The organism is Pandoraea anhela (genome assembly GCF_902459655.1).
GTDB lineage: Bacteria > Pseudomonadota > Gammaproteobacteria > Burkholderiales > Burkholderiaceae > Pandoraea > Pandoraea anhela.
The window spans coordinates 124,068-144,931 of record NZ_CABPSB010000014.1; the positions used below are offsets into that span (position 1 = coordinate 124,068).

20 protein-coding genes are annotated in these 20,864 nt (G+C 64.8%); 11 read left to right on the top strand and 9 right to left on the bottom strand.

Annotated features, from left to right (window positions below):
- Positions 1–44 precede the first annotated feature (44 nt).
- From PAN31108_RS18330 to PAN31108_RS18340, 3 genes are all read right to left on the bottom strand, one after another.
- Positions 45–707 (bottom strand): phosphoribosyltransferase, encoded by a 663-nt coding sequence (locus PAN31108_RS18330; protein ID WP_150670246.1) that lies wholly within the window; start codon positions 705–707, stop codon positions 45–47.
- 302 nt (positions 708–1,009) lie between these two features.
- On the bottom strand, positions 1,010–1,771 hold the full coding sequence (locus PAN31108_RS18335) for a sulfite exporter TauE/SafE family protein (RefSeq protein ID WP_150670247.1): 762 nt from the start codon (positions 1,769–1,771) through the stop codon (positions 1,010–1,012).
- A 109-nt stretch (positions 1,772–1,880) separates the two neighbouring features.
- Positions 1,881–2,612 (bottom strand): phosphatase PAP2 family protein, encoded by a 732-nt coding sequence (locus tag PAN31108_RS18340; RefSeq protein ID WP_150670248.1) that lies wholly within the window; start codon positions 2,610–2,612, stop codon positions 1,881–1,883.
- A gap of 388 nt (positions 2,613–3,000) precedes the next feature.
- Here PAN31108_RS18340 and PAN31108_RS18345 point away from each other — a divergent pair, with 388 nt between their 5' ends.
- The 9 genes from PAN31108_RS18345 to PAN31108_RS18375 all read left to right on the top strand — a co-directional run bounded on the left by PAN31108_RS18345 (position 3,001) and on the right by PAN31108_RS18375 (position 11,335).
- Positions 3,001–4,644, top strand: coding sequence for a restriction endonuclease (locus tag PAN31108_RS18345; protein WP_150670249.1), 1,644 nt, complete (start codon positions 3,001–3,003; stop codon positions 4,642–4,644).
- A 79-nt stretch (positions 4,645–4,723) separates the two neighbouring features.
- Positions 4,724–5,272, top strand: coding sequence for a YjjA family protein (locus PAN31108_RS18350; protein WP_150670250.1), 549 nt, complete (start codon positions 4,724–4,726; stop codon positions 5,270–5,272).
- Between the two features lie 215 nt (positions 5,273–5,487).
- A complete protein-coding gene (locus PAN31108_RS18355; protein ID WP_150670251.1) occupies positions 5,488–6,132 on the top strand; it encodes an FMN-binding negative transcriptional regulator in 645 nt (214 codons plus the stop codon).
- A 218-nt stretch (positions 6,133–6,350) separates the two neighbouring features.
- Positions 6,351–6,509 (top strand): hypothetical protein, encoded by a 159-nt coding sequence (locus tag PAN31108_RS26435; protein ID WP_174995043.1) that lies wholly within the window; start codon positions 6,351–6,353, stop codon positions 6,507–6,509.
- Positions 6,510–6,560: 51 nt separating this feature from the next.
- Positions 6,561–7,520: a DNA/RNA non-specific endonuclease gene (locus tag PAN31108_RS18360; protein WP_246184034.1), complete on the top strand. Its 960-nt coding sequence runs from the start codon at positions 6,561–6,563 to the stop codon at positions 7,518–7,520.
- A 98-nt stretch (positions 7,521–7,618) separates the two neighbouring features.
- Positions 7,619–7,918 (top strand): hypothetical protein, encoded by a 300-nt coding sequence (locus PAN31108_RS18365; RefSeq protein ID WP_174995044.1) that lies wholly within the window; start codon positions 7,619–7,621, stop codon positions 7,916–7,918.
- Positions 7,919–9,149: 1,231 nt separating this feature from the next.
- Positions 9,150–9,317 carry a hypothetical protein gene (locus PAN31108_RS26440; RefSeq protein ID WP_157112269.1) on the top strand — a complete coding sequence of 56 codons (168 nt, stop codon included), beginning with the start codon at positions 9,150–9,152 and terminating at the stop codon, positions 9,315–9,317.
- Positions 9,302–9,673, top strand: a complete 372-nt coding sequence (locus tag PAN31108_RS18370) for a hypothetical protein (protein WP_150670252.1) — start codon at positions 9,302–9,304, stop codon at positions 9,671–9,673. Before PAN31108_RS26440 ends, PAN31108_RS18370 begins: the two co-directional genes overlap by 16 nt.
- A 201-nt stretch (positions 9,674–9,874) precedes the next feature.
- Complete coding sequence (locus PAN31108_RS18375) at positions 9,875–11,335, top strand: M20 family metallopeptidase (protein WP_150670253.1); 1,461 nt, start codon at positions 9,875–9,877, stop codon at positions 11,333–11,335.
- 144 nt (positions 11,336–11,479) lie between these two features.
- On the opposite strand, the gene PAN31108_RS18380 is transcribed toward PAN31108_RS18375, so the two are convergent.
- The 6 genes from PAN31108_RS18380 to PAN31108_RS18405 all read right to left on the bottom strand — a co-directional run bounded on the left by PAN31108_RS18380 (position 11,480) and on the right by PAN31108_RS18405 (position 17,790).
- Complete coding sequence (locus PAN31108_RS18380) at positions 11,480–12,733, bottom strand: hydantoinase/carbamoylase family amidase (RefSeq protein WP_150670254.1); 1,254 nt, start codon at positions 12,731–12,733, stop codon at positions 11,480–11,482.
- 154 nt (positions 12,734–12,887) lie between these two features.
- Entirely contained in the window at positions 12,888–13,838 is a 951-nt protein-coding gene (locus PAN31108_RS18385; RefSeq protein WP_150670255.1) for a dihydroorotate dehydrogenase, read from the bottom strand.
- Positions 13,831–14,781 carry a dihydroorotate dehydrogenase electron transfer subunit gene (locus PAN31108_RS18390; RefSeq protein WP_150670256.1) on the bottom strand — a complete coding sequence of 317 codons (951 nt, stop codon included), beginning with the start codon at positions 14,779–14,781 and terminating at the stop codon, positions 13,831–13,833. The genes PAN31108_RS18385 and PAN31108_RS18390 overlap by 8 nt, the downstream gene beginning before the upstream one ends.
- Positions 14,782–14,822: 41 nt before the next feature.
- Positions 14,823–16,091 (bottom strand): MFS transporter, encoded by a 1,269-nt coding sequence (locus tag PAN31108_RS18395; RefSeq protein WP_150670257.1) that lies wholly within the window; start codon positions 16,089–16,091, stop codon positions 14,823–14,825.
- Between the two features lie 116 nt (positions 16,092–16,207).
- On the bottom strand, positions 16,208–16,531 hold the full coding sequence (locus PAN31108_RS18400; protein ID WP_150670258.1) for a hypothetical protein: 324 nt from the start codon (positions 16,529–16,531) through the stop codon (positions 16,208–16,210).
- A 203-nt stretch (positions 16,532–16,734) separates the two neighbouring features.
- Positions 16,735–17,790 carry a porin gene (locus PAN31108_RS18405; RefSeq protein ID WP_150670259.1) on the bottom strand — a complete coding sequence of 352 codons (1,056 nt, stop codon included), beginning with the start codon at positions 17,788–17,790 and terminating at the stop codon, positions 16,735–16,737.
- Positions 17,791–18,222: 432 nt separating this feature from the next.
- Here PAN31108_RS18405 and PAN31108_RS18410 point away from each other — a divergent pair, with 432 nt between their 5' ends.
- Both PAN31108_RS18410 and PAN31108_RS18415 read left to right on the top strand, forming a co-directional pair.
- Positions 18,223–19,137, top strand: coding sequence for a helix-turn-helix domain-containing protein (locus PAN31108_RS18410; RefSeq protein ID WP_150670260.1), 915 nt, complete (start codon positions 18,223–18,225; stop codon positions 19,135–19,137).
- A 181-nt stretch (positions 19,138–19,318) separates the two neighbouring features.
- Positions 19,319–20,833: a hypothetical protein gene (locus PAN31108_RS18415; protein WP_150670261.1), complete on the top strand. Its 1,515-nt coding sequence runs from the start codon at positions 19,319–19,321 to the stop codon at positions 20,831–20,833.
- The last annotated feature ends 31 nt before the right edge of the window (positions 20,834–20,864 follow it).

Here is a 20,864-nt window from a genome sequence, read left to right on the forward strand (position 1 = left end):
TAACCCGCGTAGTCACCAGCGCGCGCGAGCCCGTCGACCACGCCTCAGGGACGCGCCGCCGCCATTGCGAGCAGCGCGATGACGGTGGCGTCGTCCGTCTGGACGAAATCGTTGTACGCCACGCTCACCGCGTAAAACGGCTGGGGTGTCTCGAGGCAGACGACGGCGTCGGCGAGGGGGCTCAGGTGTGCGACGGCCTCGCGCGCGCCGACCGGCGCGCAGGCGACGAGCGGCGTTGCCCCCAGACGCCGCATCGCCCGCAACGCCGCTGTCATGGTCGCGCCGGTCGCGATGCCGTCGTCGACCACTACGACCGCTCGCCCCGCCACCTGCGGAGCGCCGCGCCCCGGTGTGTAGGCCTGACGCCGCTGCTGGATCAACGCTCGCTGCCGGGCGCTTTCATGCGAGAGATACGTACCGGTCGCGCCGAGTGACAGCGCGTGATCCGCAAGGAAGATGCCGCCGAACTCGTCGACTGCACCGACCGCGAGTTCGGCCTGATGCGGCGCGCGCAGCTTGTGCGCGAGCAGGACGTCGAGCGTGCCGTTCAACTGACGCGCGATCGGCAGGGCCACCGGCACACCGCCGCGCGGAATGGCGAGCACCAGGGGTGGGGCGCAGCGTGCGAGCACTTCATGCGTCGCGAGCACTTCCGCCAGCGCACTGCCTGCGGCGGCACGATCGAGAAACGAGGCAACGGCAGACATGGCGAGGGGGCGGGGGCAAACCCGGCGGGTGGGTTGGCGGGTGCGTCGGAGAAAGGCGCTGCAAAGCGCTCTGACGCAATTGCCATCCTAACGCCGCATCCTGATGCTCGTTTGCGTCGATTGCGTCGATTGTGTCGGTTCGGCCTGCGGCGCTTGCGTCACCGGGCCAACGACATCACCACGCCACCTGCGGCAACGGCGTCACCCGCGCCGTCGCGCCACCCTGATGGCGCGCCCGTGCCCGTCAACTTGCCCGCAACTTGCCCGCAACTCGACCGTTAACGCGCCGGTCAACGCACCCGTCAACGCGCGAGCAGTTCCGGCACGGTCCCGACGAGCAGCGTGACCCCGGAGCAGGCCAGCAGGGCGAGCACCATGCGGCGGAAGGCGTGATCGGAGAGGAACTGGTAGGCCCAGGCCCCTGCGAGTGTCGGCAGGACCATGGACGGCACGGCAATCGCGAACCCATGCAGTGTCTGCGTCGTGATCACGCCATGCACGGCATAGAGCGTGATGGTGAGCGTGTGCATCACGATGAAGAAGATCTGCATGACGGCGCGCTGCATGTCCTTGTCCCAGCCGCGCAGCGTGCACCACAGCGTGGGCACGACACCGACGAGGCCGCCGATGCCCCCCATCACGCCGCCGACGAACCCGACGACGCCGTCTGCCGCCGGTCCGCCATGCTGAATGCGCGGCAGCCGTGCGGCGAGCAACAGGATCGAGCAGTAGACGACAAGGATCGCGCCGATACCCGCGCGAAACCACACGGGGTCGAGGTAGCGCAGGATCCACACGCCGACGGGGACACCGAGCAGACCGCACAGCACGAACGGCGCGAGCCGGCCGAGCGGCACCGCACGACGCGCTGTCCGCAATCCCAGGAGCTGGCCGATGAGAGAGCAGAACGCCGCGAGCGGACCTGCCAGCGTGGGCGGTAGCGACCATGCCCAGAAGGACAGGGCCACCAGACTGAAAGCGAAACCCGAGAGGCCTTGCACGAAGCCGGCGACGCAGGCGCCGACAATCAGGGGGATGAGATGAAGCGAGGGATCGACGGTCATGGTTTTTTGTTTTCCGCCGACATTATGCGTCGATCCCGTTGCGAGATGAACGGGTCGCATTGTCGGCGGTGTCGATCGCGCCTGCCCGGCGCGCTGTGCTGTGGTGCGCTTATGCGTTGTGGCCGGACTGCCAGCACTGCCAGGCGGCCACGAACAGCGTGCCGACCGTGATGCCGAGGGCGGCCCCCGCCAGCGCGTCGCTCGTCCAGTGATAGGCGGAGGCGATCTGGCCGAACGCCGTGAGTGCAATAGCGATCGCGCAAGGCACGCGCAGCGCGCGATGACGCAATGCGAGCACGCTGGTGAACGCAAGCATCACGGTGAGGTGTCCCGACGGGAACGACGCGTAGGCGTAGTCGTTGGCGAAGAATTTGAACTCGAAAACGCCGTCGCGCAGGTACGACGGATTGTCGTTGATCCACGTGGCGGGCCAACTGCGCCCGAATACGTATTTCAGCGCCTGTTTGGCCAGACTGCTCACGCCGATGGCGCCGGCCGCGAGCCACAGCGAGACCGCCCACGAGGGCAGCTTGCGACGCCAGAACAGTACCGCACCGATAATCAGAAAGGCCGGCCACGCCAGCACGAACAGCGGCGCGGGCAGTTCCGCGAGGTGCTGAATCCAGGGCGTGCCTTGCGTGTGCGCGTGGGCAAAGTCCACGACCGGCCGGTCAATCCAGGGGATCGCCGCCAGGGCGAGCAGCAGGCAGCCCAGCGCGCTCCACAATGCGGTACGCAGACACGCGGGGGAGCTCGCGGCGCTCGGGGAGTCTGGGGATTTCGGGGAGTTCAGGGATTTCGGGGCGTTCGCCGGTACGGCGTTCTGATCGAGTTCAGTCATGACGCGATTGCAGGAAAAAAGAGAATCGACTTGCGATGATACGGCGTCATGGTAGTCGTCATTTGCGCTTGGCGGAGGCTCCTGTCCCAGCTTCGGGACATCCACGCGGCGTTGAGGGAGGTTCGACTGGCGAACTTATCGTGCCGCTTGCCGAACCCGGTCCCTCCCGCAACCCCGAGGCGCCCCCGGTTCCCCATCCAGCGGATCCTGCCCCACGCGCCATGGCGATTTGATGACGGTTGCAGACATGGCGTCGCGTGGCGTTGTCGCGTCGATATGCCCGGATGTCTTGAGAATCAAAGATTTTTTTGCGGCAAGGCGGGGCAACGTCCTACAATCGTCCCCTACGTATATAGCGGTTAGCAGTTCGCTGGAAAAAACAATATCAATGTTGCATGCGGGGGCAGTAGTGAACCGGGGATTCGAGAGCATCATCGATCGGCTGGCGCGCGAGTTCTGGCGCGCCGCGCACACGCGAGAGCAGCAGCATGCGCAGTCGCAGGCGCGTTCGCTGGCAGAGGTCCGGGCATTGGATCAGGCGCACCGCGCCTGGGAAGACGCCCCCGCCGGCGACGCGGCGGCGAGCGAGCGCCTGCATCTGGCGTGGCGTCAGGCCGAAGCCGCTGCGCAGGGCGCCCGCGCGAAGTTCGAAGTCGCGCGGCTGGAGCGTTTGCTGGCCGATGGCCTGGCTCGCGACCTGCGTATCCCGCCGGCGGATCTGCGCGCGCGCAACACGCCGCCGGTGCTCGATACACGGCATCTGCCGAAAATTCTGCCCAAACCCGAGTGGGAAACGTTTGCGCCGGAGAAGCCGGGACGTCTGGCGCTGGCGATGCCGGGGGCGTCGGGCCGTTACGAGCAGGCTGTCGCCAAGGCGCGTAGCGAGTTCGTGCATGCGGAGCGCGAGTACGAAGCGTCGAAGATTCGCCGCACGCAAGGGTCGATGATTCTTCAGATTGCGCAGCAAAAAGCGACGGAAGCCGCCCGGGCCGAGAGCGCACGTCATAACGCCGCCGTGGCCGACTTCGAGGGCGCGCTTTTGCGCGGCGAAGCGGCCGCCGTGACCGGCTATGCGCGTATCGTGCTCAGCCGCAGCCCGTATCCCGAAGCGTTCACGCAGACGCTCGCCGCACATTACGTCGAGCCTCACAAACTGTTGGCCATCGGTTACGACGTCCCGACGCTCGACGCCGCCGTGCCCGTCGCGTTCGACTATCACTACAACGCCGCAGAGGCCGTCATGCAGGGCGTGCCCGCGGGCGACGCGTTGCGCGCCCACGTCTATGCCAATGCGTTGCGTCAGATCGTGTTGCGCTCGTTGCACGAGTTGTTCGCGGCGGACCCGCTGCGTCACGTGAACGCTGTCGTCTTAAACGCGTATGCCAGTCATGGCGATGAGCGAATCTGCCTGGCCAGCGTGCACGTGACGCGCGCCGAGTTCGCGGCTCTCGTGCTGACGGAGGGGGAGGCGGCGACGCATCTGGCGGCGCTGGGCGCACGCGTGTCGGCGCGTCCGGAAGCGTTGCAGGCGGTGGTCCCGGTTGCCGGGGTCGATATGACGCAGGTCGTCACGGACGCCGACGTCGCCGTCGATCGCCGCTTCAATCTGATGACGCTCACCGACAAGGATTTCACGCAGGTGATGTTCCACCTGCTGCGCTCGCACGGCTTCGAAGGCCCGCCGCTGGTGGCGGGAGAGCAGGACGGCATGCTGACGTGCCGCGCATGGGACCCGCATCCGATTTTCGGTGGCGATGTCGTCGTCCACATCTTCCGGGTGATGGATCGCGCGGCACGGCTGGAAATCGCGGCAGCCCGCGCCATGCTCGCGGAGATGCAGCAGATCGGCGCAGCGCGCGGCATGCTGATTACGACCGGCGAGTTCGACGAGGGCGTCGAGGAGTTTGCGCGAGACCGTCGGATCGAGTTGCTTTCGGGGCACCATCTCGTCTTCCTGCTCAAGGAAAATGCGGGCGTCGACGCCAGCGTCGTCGTGCCGGACGCGATCGATACGGCTGCCGTCCTGTTTTGAGTCGCGCTGGGGGGTGTCATGTGCGGCCTGCTATAGTGGGCCGATCTGACCCCATGTCCCGCTCATCACGGAGGATCACATGTCCCGACGCCTGGCATGCACGGCACGCAACGCTCACTCGACCCGCAACGGTTTGCCGCTATGGGTCAGGACAAGCGCCAGACTCGGGACATTGAGTCTCGTGCTGATGGCGGCGCTCGGCGCGCCGTTGCAGGCGCACGCACAGCTCGATCTGCTCAGGAACGCCATCGGCGGGGGCAATGCCGGCGGCGGCAACAGCACAGGGGGATCTGGCGGAATCGGTGGCATCGGTGACCTTGCATCGGCAGGGTCGCTCACGTCGAGCAGCATCGGCAATGCCACCGGCGTGCTCCAGTTCTGCATCAAGAACAACTATCTGGGCGGTGCGAATCTCAACACCGCGACCGACGTGAAGGACAAGCTGCTCGGCAAGATCGGCACCCAGTCGGGGTCGGCGGCAGCCAGCCCCGGGTATCTCGACGGCGCCAAGGGGCTGTTGTCGTCGCCGGACGGCAAGACCGTCGACCTGAACGGCGGCGGCCTCAAGGAACAGCTCACGCGAAAGGTCTGCGACAAGGTGCTCGATCAGGCCAAGTCTTTTCTCTGACCTTTGCGCTGACCTTCGCTCCGAACGTTGCGCTGCCCCATCCCTTGATGCCGAGGGAGCGGGCCGTGAGTGCGGTCCGCCGCTCGGGTCGTCCGGCGGCGTGCGTTGCGCTCGTGGCATCAAAAAAATAACGCACTTTGGGTCTTTTCCCGGAGCCACGCGCGGGCGTACGCTACGCGGCATTTCTCACCTGCCGCCTTTGTCCGGAGTCATCGATGTACCAGCCCGCCGCCTTTACCGAAGATCGTCCCGAAGTCCTGCACGATCTCATTCGTACGCATCCGCTCGGGTTGCTCGTGAGCGCCGGCTCGCAGGGGCTGATCGCGGATTCGATCCCGTTCCTGATGTATGCGGACGAAGGGGAGTTCGGTACGCTGCGCGGTCATCTGGCGCGCGCGAACCCGCACGGAGCGGCGTTGCGCGACGCCGACGACTGCCTGATTGCATTCACTGGTGCGCAGGGTTACATCACGCCGTCGTGGTATGCGGCCAAGGCCGAGCACGGCAAGGTCGTGCCGACCTGGAACTACGCCGCCGTGCACGCCTGGGGCAAGCCGCGCGTGATCGACGATGCCGCCTGGCTGCGACGCCTCGTTGGCGATCTCACACAATCGCAGGAGCAGGGGCGTCAGGCCCCTTGGGCGGTGGAGGACGCGCCGGAAGACTACGTCAACAGCATGTTGCGCGCTATCGTCGGTGTGGAGATTCCGATTCGACGCATCGAAGGCAAGTTCAAGATGTCGCAGAACCGGCCGATGCCCGACCGGGTGGGGGTGGTGAACGGTTTGCGCGCCGAAGGCGCGGCAAGCGAAGCGTTGGCGGCCGTCGTTGCGCAACGCGGCGACGTGCCCGGCGTGTGAGGGTGTGAGGGCGTGAGGGGGGCGGGGCGCGGTCGCGTCGCCGTGTCCTGCCGTTCGCGGCGCCCGGTTTCGCTCCGATGCCAAACCGGCGGTCAATTTCCCCTCCTCCCCTTCCTTCCCTTCCATCCGGTAACGAAACGAAACAATTCCGTGTGACGGGGACCGGTTTCGCACCATGGTCCGCGCATACAATGCGGCAACCCAACTCGGATGCCGCAATGAAAACGCTGCTGCTCATGCTCGCGCTGATGCTCTGTCTGCTCTTTCTCGAGCAGGCATGGTTGCCGAGCGCGCAGGCGGACGAGTGCGACAACCTCGGCCCTGCCCAGACGCTGCAATGCGCGGCGTACGGAGCAAGTCACGTGGTCCCCGAATAGCCGTTCATCCGCTACAATCGCACCCCCTTACGTCTTCCCCTAAGCAGTGCGATGAAGCAGTCTCGATGGACGGTCACCGCAGTGCGCGCAAGCCGCTTGCGCGCGATGGCCGGGCAGTTGGCAACCTCCCTTTGCGCCTCTCTTTCTCTTTCCGCTTCCGTTCCGGCCGTGGTCGCCGTTGCCGCCGTGGTGGCATGGCCGCTCGACGCCGGGGCCGCCGCCTCGGCATGCGGCAACCACTACTGGTCGGGCACTGCGCCGGACGTCACCAATAGCACCATGACGCGCGCTGCGCGCGAGGTATGCTTCAGCGCGTTCGGCGTCATGCATTCGGGAGTGACGCGTACGCCGCTCTGGTCCGCCGAGCACCTCACGCGCGCTAATTTAAGCGATGCCCGTCAAATCTCGCGCGTCAATAGTTTCCACGCCGAGTCGCAGTTGCCGCCGGGCGAGCGCGCCGAGTTGCGGGATTACGTGCGCTCGGGCTATGACCGGGGGCATATGGCACCGTCGGCGGACATGCCGGATGCGCAAGCGCAATCCGAAAGTTTTTCGCTGTCGAACATGGTGCCGCAGAACAGCGAGAACAATCGCTACCTCTGGGCCGGCATCGAATCGAGCGTACGCAAGCTCGCTCAGGATCGCGGCGAGTTGTTCGTCATCACCGGACCACTCTTCAAAGGCAAGACGATCACGCAGGTCGGCGATCGGGTGATGGTGCCCACGCAACTGTTCAAGGTGGTCTACGATCCGAAGCGAAAGCAGGCGGGCGCGTATCTTGTCGCGAACGAAGCCACGGGCGACTGTTCGGTCGTGAGCGTGGCCGAACTCGAAAAATTGGCCGGCATCGATTTCTTTCCCGGCATGCCGGCGAGCGTCAAACAAACGGCGATGTCGCTGCCGGCGCCGAAAGCCGCAGGCGGTGGCGGCAAACGCAAGCGCGAGCAGGAGGTGCCGACGTATCGCGAGGTGCAGACGGTGCTCGACATCTTGCGTACGATCATTCGATGAGCCTGACGGCATCGTCCGGGACCGCTCCCGCAGACGTTGCCTGCAACCGGCCCCCGATCCTACCTTTCGACTGATTTCCCCCGACTCAGGAGCCTTCGATGTCGACCTCGTCTTCTGCTTCTTCGCATACCGGATTCGCACCGTTCGCCAATGATGCCGACGCCCTCACGCTCGGCGAACTGAACGTCGAGAACCATACCGATCACGTTGCTATCTTCGGCAACCTCGAACTGCGTCGCGATGCCGACGGGCTATGTCAGGCGCAGGCGCTCAAGGCGGTACTCGACACCATCGTGGCATCGCTGGTCCAGGCCGATCTGCCCGAGCACGGTGAGGCACCGGCTGGCGCGTCAGCCGGAACGACGGCGAAATCGGTCAAAAATCCGTTCGAGTCCTGAGCGTTGCGGGGGCAGGGTACGCCGTGCCCCCGGATTTACCCCAGATTTGTCGCTTATTTGAAAAATCGATGTTGCGCTGCACGAAACCCTTCCGGTGTCGTGCGCACGTCGGCATTTTTCCTCTCGCCTCCCTGCGCACCGCACAGGCGTTCCCTGCGACACGGCCCTGCGCGCCGCCCCCTGAAATGTCGTGCGTTCCACAATTCATGCGGGTTGCGCGACAACTTGTCGCACCTGCGACATTCTGTCGCATTGACATGCTCGGACAAAAATTCCGAATCGCGACATGGTGACGGTTTTCCTCGCCGCGCTTTCACGTCTCGAAAACCATACGAATCAAGCGTTTTGCTTATGGCGACGCAGCACGGATAGGGGGTTTACCGTTCGCAGACAAAGCGCATACTAGCCCTGCGTCTCGTCGATTCCGATCATAGGAATCGATGACCGGCAAGGCTACGAACACTAAACAACGCGAGGTAACTTATGCACATCCGTTGGAAAAAAGTGTATTCGAGTGGTTGGGGAACGATTCATCACGATGCACCCCGTTCCCATCGCAGCGCCAGCGAGCGCGAGCAACTCTTTCAACGCCTGTTGACAATCGCGATCGCCTGTAGCGTCGGCGGCTTCGTGCTGTTGTCAGTCGGTGCGGCCTTCCTGGGACGCTAAAGTCACACCTCTTCCTTTTCGTGCGCGGCGCCGCCTCCGGCGGATGGCCGCGCTACGTTGCGTCTTGCGAATCCAATGATTCGTCTCCAAGCCGTTACCCCGGTAGCGTCTGTTCCGAGGCCCGACACGGCATGCTTCGACTTACCCTTTCAATCACACGCTTCGAACGGCTGTCTGAATCGCATTTGAAACGTTTTGTTACAGATGCAATCGGCCGGCCTGAATAGGGTTCGGGCACAATTCCCCTAATTGCGCGCAATCCCCCGTTAAAAATTCAGGACGCTTTACGATAAAGCGCGCTTCACGCGTGGATAACCATCGTCGATAACGTGGTCTCTCGTGGTTTTGGCGTCGCATTCTGCGAGTTCACGCTATTGCAATTCCAGAAGAATAGTGCGATCTTGAAGCGACGGCGCGATGTCGGAATTTCAGGAATTTTTCGGGTATTTAATGCCACGGAAGTTGCCCGGATTTATCCGAATTGTCTTGCGTCTCAAAACTTTCGATAAAGAAGAAAATAACAAGCAGTGCGGGCCGGTTTGATTGATTTGTGAGGTGCGCCATGGAAATTCGCTGGGAAAAGCTGTACTCGGGCGGATTGGGTCGTTTTTACGACACTTCGGAATCCAGCCGCCGCCGGGCGCGGCGTGCACAGTTGGCATGGTTTGGCGTGGTCATCTCGATTGGCGTCGCCATCGGGGCCATCGCCATCGCATGGCGCTGGATTTGATGCGCGCGAACGCGAAGCGCCACTCGGGGATTGCCGGCCTGCTCATGCTCTTCGCCCTTGCGGCGAGCGGGGTGCTGCATGCTCAGACGCCGTCGATGCCGACGGAGCCGCTCGATAACGGGGCGCAGCCGTGCGGCGCGCTGCGTGCCTTGCCCGCCAATGTCACGGACTACCGATACGAAGTGTCGAACCGCTGCGAGCGGCCAGTGACGTTCTTCTGGCGGTGTAACGCTGCGGACACCGAGCACTCGATGGAAGTGCCCGGCAAAGGCACGCAGGCCGCAACGTGCGTCAAGGCGACCGGGGCTGCCGGCGAAATCGTGTTCCGCTTCGGGCCGCCGGGCACCGGTAACTGACCGACGAGGCTTTCTGCCGATCGATGCCGATCCCTGCCGAGCGCTGTGCGCCGGCACGGGGGCGTTCGCGTTCGCGCAGGCCGGCCGCTGGGCCGGCCGGTCGCCACGCCCTGCCGGAATGGCTATCATGGCGCCATATCGGCGCGCCGCCAGGCGCAGCCATTCAGACATCCCCAAGGACATTCCCCCCAGGACAACTCCATGAACGATATCGTCACCCCGACTCAGCCGTCGCTCGACACGGTGGCATTGCGTGAATTCGTCGAGCGCAAATGGAACGACGAAATCCTGCATGCACTGACCGACTACATTGCGGTGCCCGCGAAAAGTCCGGGCTTCGACGCCGACTGGGCACGTAACGGTTACATCGATCGCGTGGTGCGCGACGCCGCGCAGTGGGCCGAGCGTCAGCCGGTCAAAGGGCTGACGCTCGAAGTGATTCGCCTGGAAGGACGCACGCCGGTGATCTTCTTCGAAGCGCTGGCCACGCGCTCGGGCAGTACCGAGACGATCGTGCTTTACGGCCATCTGGACAAGCAGCCCGAGTTCGACGGTTGGCGCAAGGACCTCGGCCCGTGGACGCCCAAATTCGAAGACGGCAAGCTCTACGGTCGCGGTGGCGCCGACGACGGGTACGCCATCTATTCGAGCGTGACGGCGCTGGCCGCCCTCGACGCGCATGGCGTGGAGCGTCCGCGCTGTGTGGGGCTCATCGAGACCTGCGAAGAGTCGGGCAGCTACGATCTGCTGCCTTATGTCGACGCCCTGCGTGACCGGCTCGGCCGCGTCAGCCTCGTCGTCTGCCTCGATTCGGGGGCGGGCAATTACGACCAGTTGTGGCTGACGACTTCGCTGCGCGGCCTCATCTCGGGCAGTCTCGAAGTGCAAGTGCTCGACGAAGGCATTCACTCGGGCGGCTACGGCGGCATTGCGCCGTCGAGTTTCCGGATCATGCGCCAGTTGTTCGAGCGTCTGGAAGATGCGGGCAGCGGCACCGTGTTGCCCAAGGGCTTCCATAGCCCGATTCCGTTGCAACGTCTCAAGGAGGCCGAGGCCACCGCGAAAATTCTGGGCGACGATGTCTGGAAGAAGATGCCGTGGGCCTGTGGTCAGGACGGGCTGTCGGTCTTGCCGACGACGACCGATCCCAAGGAAGCGCTGCTCAATTCGACGTGGCGTCCGTCGCTGTCGGTGACGGGGGCGGCCGGGTTGCCGGCGCTGGCCGACGCGGGCAACGTACTGCGTCCGCGAACGGCGTTCAAGCTCTCGCTGCGTCTGCCGCCGCTCGTCGACGCCGCGCAGGCCGTGCAAGCGCTCAAGGCACTGCTCGAAGTCGATCCGCCTTACAACGCGAAAGTGACGTTCAAGTCGGACGCCGGCGCGGCCTCGGGCTGGAACGCGCCGGATGTCGCACCGTGGCTCACGTCGGCACTGAACACGGCGTCGCAGCGTCACTACGGGGCGGATGTGGCCTATATCGGGCAGGGCGGCACGATTCCGCTGATGAACACCCTGCAAGCCGGTTTCCCGACGGCGCAATTCATGGTGTGCGGCGTGCTCGGTCCGAAGTCGAACGCCCACGGGCCGAACGAATTCCTGCACGTGCCTTACGCGAAGAAGCTCACCGCAGCGGTGGCGGAAGTCATCGCACTGGCGCCGTAAATCGCGCGCTCCCCGCGCCCCAGGTTCAGGGCGGGCGTCTCATCGCGATTCCATCGCGACATCGCCACATCATGAAAGGGGCCGCATCGAAGCGGCCCCTTGTGCGTTTTTGCAAGGGGATGGCGCGACGCACCGGCGCGACGATCACAGCCGGTGCGTTGCGGCATGCATGACCTGCAGGCCGTGCATGAAGTCCTCCAGTTCCATGCTTTCTGCGGGGTTGTGCGAGCCGTTGGCGTTTCGCACGAACACCATTGCGCTCGGAATCCCGGCGTTGGCGAAGATCGCGGCGTCGTGCCCCGCGCCGCTCGGCACACGCTCGTGCGGCAGATCGAACGTGCGGCAAGCGTCCTCGAGCAGGGACGACACATGCTTGTCCATGATCGCCGGGGCAGACGACAGCCGCCGGTCGAAGACGAACGTCACGCCGCGATCGCGCTCGATGGCGCGACATTCGGTGCGCATCAACGCATAGAAGACGTCGAGCGTATCGGGACTCTGGCTGCGTACTTCCAGACTGAAATCGACCTTGCCTGGAATGCGCGAGATGGCATGCTCGGCGGGATCGGTGCCGACGATACCAGTTGTCACGACCATGTCGATGCCGCGCTCCAGCAGCGCTCGCCAGTGCTCGTCGAGCCGCGTGATGAGATCGGCCACTGCGAACATGGCGTCGTGACGCAGCCAGCGCGGCACCGCGCCCGAGTGTCCGGCTTCGCCCACGCATGACACACGGTTGTGACGCACGTTGCCACGAATGCCGGGCACGATCGCCACCGGCATCTTGCGCGCGATCATTACCGGCCCCTGCTCGATGTGAAGCTCCAGCCATGCCTTGGCGAGGCTCGCATCGAAAAGCGTTTCGCCCGCCCGGATCGCCTCGATGTCGGCCCCGGCCTGCGCCATGCACTCGCCCAGCGAGCGACCGTGCGAGCGATGGGGCATGGCCAGATCGGCGGGCGTGAGCTTGCCGAACAGCGCGCTCGATCCCATGTACGCCCGACCGAACCACGCGCTTTCCTCGCCGCGCAGCGCGAGCACGCGTACCGGCGTGGCCGTGCGCTGCCCGCTGCGGCGCTGTTCCACAAGGCATAGCAGGCCGGCGACGATGCCGGCGAGGCCGTCGTAGTTGCCGCCCTGCGGGACGGAATCGAGATGCGAGCCGATCCATGTCGCCGGGGCGTCGCGGGTATCTTCCGGGAGGGTGAAGACGAGGTTGGCGGCCCCGTCGCGGGTCACGACGAGGCCCTGCTGCCCTGCCCATTCCGTGAGGTACGACGCTGCGGCGTTCTCGCCGTCGCCGTAGCTGTCGCGGGTGATACCCACGCCGTCGTCGCCCAGGCGACGCAGGTCGGTGAAGAGTTGCTCGGCCAGCGCGGCCAGCGTGTTCAGTTCCATGAGAGTGCTTCTTTTCGCGTGATGCCGTGCTAGGGGGCGGGTAATGCATGGCCCGCATGGCCGTGACGTTCGGGTGACCGGCGTCACGAGGTAGCGTTGCAACGGTGCGGCGGCTCAGTGTCTCCGGGGCTCAGGGGATCAGTGGTTCAGGGGTTCAGCCGGACTGTTGCGCGAAGCGCAGCCAGCGGTCGGTCAGCTGCGGGTCGAGTGCAACGCCGCCGGTGAGCGACGAGAGCGTCGCCACCCCGTAGGTGTCGCAATACGCCGCGAGGCCGTCGACGATATGCCCCATCACGGCCGGATCGCGGAACGATGCCGTGCCGATCTGCACGGCGGCGGCGCCTGCGAGCATGAATTCGATGGCGTCGTCCGCCGTCTCGATGCCGCCGCAGCCAATGATCGGAATGCGCACTGCGCGGTGGCACTGATGCACGAGTCGTACCGCCAGCGGTTTGATCGCCGGTCCGGACAGGCCGCCCATTACATTGCCGAGTTTCGGCTTGCGCGTACGCACGTCGATGGCCATGCCGAGTACGGTGTTGCCCATGACGATGGCGTCGGCCCCGGCGTCTTCCGCAGCCCGCGCGATCAGCGCGATCTGCCCGGCGTTGGGCGTGAGCTTCACCCACAGCGGATGCGACGTGCGACGCCGGATCGCGCTCACGGCCTTGTATGTGCTCTCGGCCTGCATAGCGAAGGCCATGCCGTCCGCCTCCAGATTCGGGCACGAGATGTTCGCTTCGATGGCGGCGACTTCCGGCAGCGAGAGCATCTCGCAGGCTTCGCCGAAAGACTCCGCCGTATCGGCCGAGACGGATACGACGACTGGGGTGTCGAAGCGCGTGTATGCGGGCAACACGTCGCGGCGATAGGCGTCGAGTCCTTTGCTCGGAATGCCGATGGAGTTGAGCATGCCGCTGGCGGTCTCGGCCACGCGCGGCGTTGGATTGCCGGCCCGCGAATTGGGGGAAACGCTCTTGATGACGAGCGCGCCGAGCCGGTTCAGGTCGAGCGCTTCGGCGTACTCGACAGCGAAGCAGCCCGATGCGGGCATCACGGGGTTGCGCAGCGTGAGCGAACCGATGCGAACGGAAAGATCAGCCAAAGTCCACCTCGCCGACGACCTCACGAATCGGGAACACGGGGCCTTCACGGCACACGCGCAGGAATTGCTTGTCGCCGTCGCAATCGAACAGACGCACGCACGATAAGCACACGCCCATGCCGCATGCCATGCGTTGCTCCATCGCGACTTCGGCGCTCATGTGCGGATACGCGTCGACCACGCGCTGGAGCAACATCAGCAGACGATGCGAGCCGCAGGTGTAGACGGCGTCGTGCGGTTTGGCGTCGAGCAGGGCGCGCACGCGCGGCGCCAGTCGCTCGACGGCCGACGAGCCGTCGCTGTCGAACACGCAATGCACATCGGCCTGCGCGCGCGCCTCGGGGGAGCGCAGGAACGCGTCGCGCATCAGATCGACCTCGCTGCGCGCCGACATCACCACCGTCAACTGCAACCCGGCGGCGGCGGCGCGTTGCACCAGCGGCGCCATCGTCGCGAGTCCAACGCCGCGCGCGACGAACATCACACGCTTCCAGTCGGTGTTGAACGTGAACGTATTGCCCAGCGGGCCGACGATATCGAGCGTCGCCCCTTCGGCGAGCGTGGCTAGCGCACGAGTGCCGACGCCCGTCACGTTGTAGAGAAACTCGATGGTGTCCGGCTCGGGACCCACGCCGTAGACGCTCATCGGACGCAGCAGGAACGGCGTTTCACTGTCCGTGACCGGGCACTTCAATTGATAGAACTGCCCGGGGTGCGTTGTCCGTGCGATGTTCGCGTCGGCTTGCAGACGCAGATAACGATACCGTGCGTTCACGGCGTGACGACGGAGCACACGGCAGCGATGCGTGGCGACGCTCGGTGGGGTCGCCGCGCCGCACGTCGCGTCGGCGGTGCGATGCGTATCGCGTGCATGGCCTGGGGGCGGCGGCGCTGGTGCGACCGCACGAGGGACGTTGGGGAACGTCAGAGAAACGACAGACATGGCGTCTCCGAATAGTGGGGGGGCGGGCAATGCCGGCGGTGTTATTCGAGTTCCGCGCCCTTGAGCTCGGGAATCAGGAAGCGCGTGGCGATCATGTCGAGCACGTAGAGGCCGGCGAGCAGCGCAATGGCGATCTGGAACGAGTAGCGCGTGGCGAGTGCGCCGACGACGAGCGGGCCGAGCCCGCCGATGGCGCGTCCGATGTTCCACAGCACGTTCTGTGCAGTCGCGCGCGCCGCCGTGGGATAAGCCTCCGACATGAGCGTGCCGTACCCGCCGACCATGCCGTTCACGAACATTCCCATGAACGCGCCCGCGAACAGCATCACGGTCGGGTCGGTCAGTTGCGAGTACAGGATCACCATGACGACCGCGCCCGCCTGATACAGCAGGAACGTGGGACGACGGCCGATGCGGTCGGCCAGTTGGCCGAAGGCCCAGACACCGAACATCATGCCGATCACCGTGGCGGCGGTCCAAAGCCCGGACTTCGTCAGCGAGAAGCCGAGCTTCTGCGACAGGAACGTCGGCAGCCAGATCATGATGCCGTAGTAGCCGAAGTTCTGTACCGAACACAGGATGACGATGCCCAGACTCACCCGTGTGGTGCGGGCGTCCTTCACCAGCAGACGGAACGCGTTGGCGCTGACGGGTTGCGGCGTCGTGTCCGTGCGCCGCACGAACACTTCCGGTTCGTGCAGCTTGTTGCGCAGCACCCATGCGACGAGCGCCGGCAGCACGCCCACGACGAACATGCCGCGCCAGCCGATGTACATGAGCAGCAGGGGCGTGAGCAGTGCGGCGGCGAGGACGCCCGTCTGCCAGCCGAGCGCGACGTAGGACGATACGCGTGCCCGCTTCGATGCCGGCCAGGCTTCTGCCGCGAGCGCCATGCCGATACCGAATTCGCCCCCCAGGCCGACGCCGGCGATCGTGCGATAGACCAGCAAATCCCAGAAACCCTGCGCCAGCGCGCACAGGCCCGTGAAGACTGCAAACAGCAAAATCGTCCACGTCAGCATGCGCACGCGGCCGTAGCGGTCCGATAGTGCACCGAACAGAACGCCGCCGGCCACCGCACCGATCAGCGTCCACGTCACCAGTGCGCCGGCTTGCCCCGCCGTGAGGTGCAGGCCGATCGTGATCGCCGGCAGCATGAAGCCGAGAATCAGGAGATCGAAGCCGTCCATCGCATAGCCGATGGCGGAGCCTGCGAGCGCCTTCCACGCGTACGGGGTGACGGTGTCGTCACCTCCTTTGGACGAGGCGCCCGCGTGGTGCGCACTCGACGTGTTCAGGTTAGCTTCCATGATCGGTTCCCGTGGGAGACGCTTGCCCGCGCGATGCCTCGCGCATCGGCAATCGTTAAATTGTCGATATCAGTTGTCTATATTTTTAGACAATCGAAAGAAAAAAATGCGTGGCGTTACGCGTCGACCTCGGTCGTCGACTGCGCGGCGACATGGTTGAGCGTGGCGAGGAAACTGGCGTCCGATTCGGCAGCCGCCTCGCGTAGCATGCGCGCGTACGTTTTGGTGCGTGCGAGGAAGGCGTGAAACGTGTCGCCGCTGATGGCAATGCCGGACTGTCGCTCTGCTAATGTCTGCGCTGCCTGAGCGAGCAGCAGCAAGGCGGCGGATTCGCGCGTGGCGGTGCGCGACGCATGCAGACAGCGCGCGGCGAAATCCTCGATGTCGGACAGACCGACGGTGTCGCGCTGTAACCAGGCGCATGCAAGTTGCAGATCCATCGTGTGCTCCATCTGTCTAAATATTTAGACTAACTGAACCCAAAAAACGGGCAAGGTGAAAATATTCCGGGCTAACCCTGATGTGGCGGGCTGCGAGGGCCGTGCAAAACCGCAGAAATCGCGCGGGCCGTCGGGGGAGGCGATGGCGGCGCAAGACACCGGCGGGCGACGTCTGCCCGCCGTGCGCGTGGCGATGCGCGGTGTCAGAAGCGCACGCGCAAACCGGCGCCGTAGGTCTGTCCCGTCGACATATCGCTCATATGGTCGTATTTGTAAGCGACGTAGACGTCCGTGCGCTTGGACAGCAGGTAGTCGTAACCGAGCGCCCATGTGGTGCGACGCTGGTTGTCGCCCGATCCGTTCGCGCCGGTGTAGGCGACCGAGGCGAGCACGTTGCCCGGACCGACCGGCACCGATGCGCCGAGTTGCCCCGTGTTCGCATGGAAGTTACCGCTGACCGCCTGGCTGGCGACGAGCATGTACTGCGCGAAGAGCTTCACGACGGACAAATCGTACGAGAGGCCGAGTTGCACCGTGTTCTGGTTCGTCAGACCGGTCACGCCCGGCAGTTGCGCGCCGAAGTCGCCGGGGGTGGCGCTGAAGTTCACGTATTGATAGTTGAGGGCCGCTGCGAAGGGACCGTTGGCGTATGTCAATGCAGCCGCCCACTTCTTGGCGCTGTGATCCGACGCGCTGTTGCCCGTGGCGTAGAGCAGCGTACCGGTGAGACCGGCGTAGCTCGGCGTGGTGTACGCCACCGCGTTGTTCCAAGCCGAATCGCCCACCACGCCTTGCGTCCCCAGCCCCTTGTAGGTGTGGAAGACCATCGGCGAGAACGTGTACGAGTTGTTGAACGGATTGAACTGGATCGTCGCGAGGTACATCGGCGTAGTGATCCGGCCCAGGCGTAAGGTCCCCAGCGTGGTGTTGGACAGCCCCACGTAGGCGTTGCGCGAGAAGAAGCTGTCGCCCGAGAAACGGCCGTACGTGCCGTTGTTCGGCTGGAAGTAGCTCTCCAGCACGAACAGCGCGCTGTTGCCGCCGCCGAGGTCTTCCGTGCCCGCCATGCCCCAGTACGAGGTCGTCATACCGCCGCCTTGCTGCACGGCAGCGGCATGGCCCCCGGGCGCCTTCACCGAGCCGACGTAGGCGTCTGCCAAACCGTAGAAGCTCACGCTCGATTGCGCATGTGCGGTGCCCGCGAGTGCGACCGCGCCCAATGCGGCGGCGCCAGCCACCTTGTGCCAGGTTTTCATCATTCCCTCTTTGTTCGTATAAATTTCTGGACGGCGCGCAGACTATGACCTCTGACACGTCGGGGCATCCCTCACCGGAGCGCGAGGCCGCGTGCGAGTCGCGGCTGTCTCACGAGGCGGGGTTCCGTGTCTGGCATCGTGCGGATATCTAAAAAATTAGACAATCGGAAAAATATTCCGCTCATGGAAGTGTGGCGTGCGTGGCACGGCGAGGTATCGGTACCGACGTGCCACGCGTTGCCGCTCGGGCAGGGCGGGTGACCGGTATAATCCCGGCACCGCAATCTAGTGCCCGATGCCGTCCACGGCCATCCGGGACGATCTGTGACGACTGACGACGCCTGGCGACCATCGCCGGCATCGCGCACCGATGGGCACGGATGTGCACGGATGCGCACGGATGCGGTATCCACGAGGTATTCGACAGGGGGCGATTTGACTCGAGTTGCAACGACATCCCGGGCGCCGCGAGGCGCGCGCTTCAATTTCCGAGCCATTGGCGAGCGCCTGCGCGCCTATCGTCTGGCAGCGGAGTTACGCAGTGAGGATGTTGCCGAGCAGCTCGATATCTCGCGTGCGGCGATTTACAAGCTCGAGCGCGGCGAGATCGTCAAGATCGATACGCTGGAGCGACTCGCGGCGCTGCTGGGCGTGTCGCTGGCCAACCTGCTCGGCGTGGAAGTCGAATATCACGATTCGGCAGTGAGCTACTTCGAGCGCATGCGCCAGTTGGAGAGTCGTTCGGAGCGCATCGTGGCGCATTTCGACCCGATCTCGTTTCTGCTCACGTCCGACGATTACGACGGGTGGCTGCGTCATATGCTCGCGGAGAGCATTCCGCCAACGCTCGCCGACCGGCATTGGGAAAACACGATCAATCGCGTGCTGGGCATCTTGCAGGAGCGCAAGTCGAGTTTCTCGCGTCATCGTCTGGCGGTCACGAGTCTGATCGGACTGCGCCAGATCGAGCAATTCCTGCATCACGGATTGGTCGGACGGTTGGGCCTGCCCCCGGGGGTGCAGCTCGAACGGAAGATGGCCGCACGTCGCGAAGTGGCGCGCATCGTCGAATTTCTCGAAGCCGACACGACCGGTGTGCAGATCGGCATCGTCAGCGACAACATGCCCAACGAGACGTTTCAGATTCTCGAGGCGCAAGGTGAAGCGTACGTGGCCGTCTCGCCGTTCCGTCTGGGTGAGTTGCCGAACCTGCGCACCGGTATCGCGACGATCACCACGTCGCCCGACGGCGTGGGCATGTATCGCGCCATGATCGATCGTCTGTGGGCCGACTCCGCCAAGGGAAAAGAGGGCGCCGCCTTGCTCGGTCAGTTGCTCGCGCGTTTCTGATGTTTCTGATGTTTCCGCTCGCGCACGATGTGCCGCGCCGAGGCGCGCCGTCGCTCGCGTAGATGAGTCACCTGAGTCGGTGCCACAAAACGAAGCCATCCCCCACAATCGAAATCCGCTTGCCCCGATCCTGACTAGTCTCCGTGCCCGAAGGTCATCCGGCCTTGTTCACAGGAGATGAATGATGGGAACACAATTCGGAGGAATATCGGGCGCGTCTTCGGCGCCTGTCCTCATCAGCGGCCAACGGCTGTCTGGCGAATGCGATCCGAGCTTCGGGTCCGACTTCGCGAGACTCGGTGCCGTGCCCGCGAAGGTCGCCGGGGTGTCCGGCAAGCCGTGGCAATCGTATCCGGAGCGCCGACGTACGATGCAGGATTGCGACGGCCTGTCGTTCGCACGCTGGCAGGCGTGCCGCGATGCCGAGCGACTGATGGCCGACGATCTGATGGGGCGGCCACTGGTCCCCCAGCCCGTGGGCGAGCGTCTCGAGCGCTGGCATACCTTGTTTCAGCAGGGTATCGAGCGCGACGTCCTGTTCGAAGACCGGCGTACCGAAGCCATGCGCCAGGCGCGTTACGGTGTTCCGCCGACACCGCTGCCGTTCATCCGTCAATTCGATCCGGTGCCGGTCGTCGATCAACTCGTCGAGATCGCGCACGTGAACGAGGAGATCGATCGTATGGGGACGATCGTCGGGCGCGTGCCCAAGGGGGAGGCGAGGGCGATGGCGCACCACAGCCTGCGCGAGATCAAGAAGATGCGCGACACCATGCTCGTGCTCACGACGACGCAGCACGAACGAACGTTCAACAAACTCCGAGTCGAGCGCAATCTGCTGATCGCGCTCAACGACATGGCTCGCGAAGCCCATCGCGAAATGTCCAACGGTGGCGCCGACATACCCCTGCGGCTGAAGGTGCGGGGCGATAAAGTGATCCTCAAGCCGGCAACGTCGAAATCCCGTTTTCAGAAAAACCATATCCGTGCGCGCAACGACGCCGCGCGTCTGGCGTTACTGCTCGGCTATCCCGCAGGCAGGCCGGTAACGTTGTCCGATATCCGGGAGCGGGGCTTCGGTCTGTACGAGTATTCGACAGTGTTGCACAGCGCGAAGACCGTATCGCCCGAGCGTACGTCGTCCTGGCTGGGCATGCGGGCGCTGGAAATCGACAACTGGAAGCACGTCGCTCGCGGGTTGCAAAACGATCTCAGAGAGACCAATGGCGGCCGTATGTTGGGGGTGTTGCCCGCGCCGTCCCCCGCAGTGCACGACGATAGTCGTTTCGAGGAGACCGACAATGCGCCCCGCATGACTGGCGCTTCGAGCGTATCCGAGGAGGACATGACCGATGCGGTGCCGACGCAGACGCTGCCGAAGCAGGTCGACCCCCACGGGGCTGCGGCACCGGCGGTGGTCCCGGCCACGTCGTCGGCCGCGCGAGCGCGGCAGGTCGGGCAGGTCGGGCAGGTCGGGCAGGTCGGGCAAAGCGGGCAAAGCGTGCAAGCGGCGCGCCGCCAGCAGTTCATCGAAGCGTTCCTCGGGTCGCATCCCGGCAGGAGCGGACGTCTGAGCACGATTCTCGAACGGCCCTCGTTCGCCGAGCAACGCGAGCAGATGGCGTCGCTGCGCCGGGCATCGACGTCATCCGCGCCCGGTCAGGCGGTGCTGCTGCCGGCAGGTGCGTCCGAATAGTCCGAATCGTCCGAAGCGCCAGAGTCGCCCG

Bases quoted from the DNA above. Each gene is read 5' to 3' on its own strand.
- PAN31108_RS18330 (WP_150670246.1), bottom strand. From the start codon at position 707: ATGTCTGCCGTTGCCTCGTTTCTCGATCGTGCCGCCGCAGGCAGTGCG.
- PAN31108_RS18335 (WP_150670247.1), bottom strand. From the start codon at position 1,771: ATGACCGTCGATCCCTCGCTTCATCTCATCCCCCTGATTGTCGGCGCC.
- PAN31108_RS18340 (WP_150670248.1), bottom strand. From the start codon at position 2,612: ATGACTGAACTCGATCAGAACGCCGTACCGGCGAACGCCCCGAAATCC.
- PAN31108_RS18345 (WP_150670249.1), top strand. From the start codon at position 3,001: ATGTTGCATGCGGGGGCAGTAGTGAACCGGGGATTCGAGAGCATCATC.
- PAN31108_RS18350 (WP_150670250.1), top strand. From the start codon at position 4,724: ATGTCCCGACGCCTGGCATGCACGGCACGCAACGCTCACTCGACCCGC.
- PAN31108_RS18355 (WP_150670251.1), top strand. From the start codon at position 5,488: ATGTACCAGCCCGCCGCCTTTACCGAAGATCGTCCCGAAGTCCTGCAC.
- PAN31108_RS26435 (WP_174995043.1), top strand. From the start codon at position 6,351: ATGAAAACGCTGCTGCTCATGCTCGCGCTGATGCTCTGTCTGCTCTTT.
- PAN31108_RS18360 (WP_246184034.1), top strand. From the start codon at position 6,561: ATGAAGCAGTCTCGATGGACGGTCACCGCAGTGCGCGCAAGCCGCTTG.
- PAN31108_RS18365 (WP_174995044.1), top strand. From the start codon at position 7,619: ATGTCGACCTCGTCTTCTGCTTCTTCGCATACCGGATTCGCACCGTTC.
- PAN31108_RS26440 (WP_157112269.1), top strand. From the start codon at position 9,150: ATGGAAATTCGCTGGGAAAAGCTGTACTCGGGCGGATTGGGTCGTTTT.
- PAN31108_RS18370 (WP_150670252.1), top strand. From the start codon at position 9,302: ATGGCGCTGGATTTGATGCGCGCGAACGCGAAGCGCCACTCGGGGATT.
- PAN31108_RS18375 (WP_150670253.1), top strand. From the start codon at position 9,875: ATGAACGATATCGTCACCCCGACTCAGCCGTCGCTCGACACGGTGGCA.
- PAN31108_RS18380 (WP_150670254.1), bottom strand. From the start codon at position 12,733: ATGGAACTGAACACGCTGGCCGCGCTGGCCGAGCAACTCTTCACCGAC.
- PAN31108_RS18390 (WP_150670256.1), bottom strand. From the start codon at position 14,781: ATGTCTGTCGTTTCTCTGACGTTCCCCAACGTCCCTCGTGCGGTCGCA.
- PAN31108_RS18395 (WP_150670257.1), bottom strand. From the start codon at position 16,091: ATGGAAGCTAACCTGAACACGTCGAGTGCGCACCACGCGGGCGCCTCG.
- PAN31108_RS18400 (WP_150670258.1), bottom strand. From the start codon at position 16,531: ATGGATCTGCAACTTGCATGCGCCTGGTTACAGCGCGACACCGTCGGT.
- PAN31108_RS18405 (WP_150670259.1), bottom strand. From the start codon at position 17,790: ATGATGAAAACCTGGCACAAGGTGGCTGGCGCCGCCGCATTGGGCGCG.
- PAN31108_RS18415 (WP_150670261.1), top strand. From the start codon at position 19,319: ATGATGGGAACACAATTCGGAGGAATATCGGGCGCGTCTTCGGCGCCT.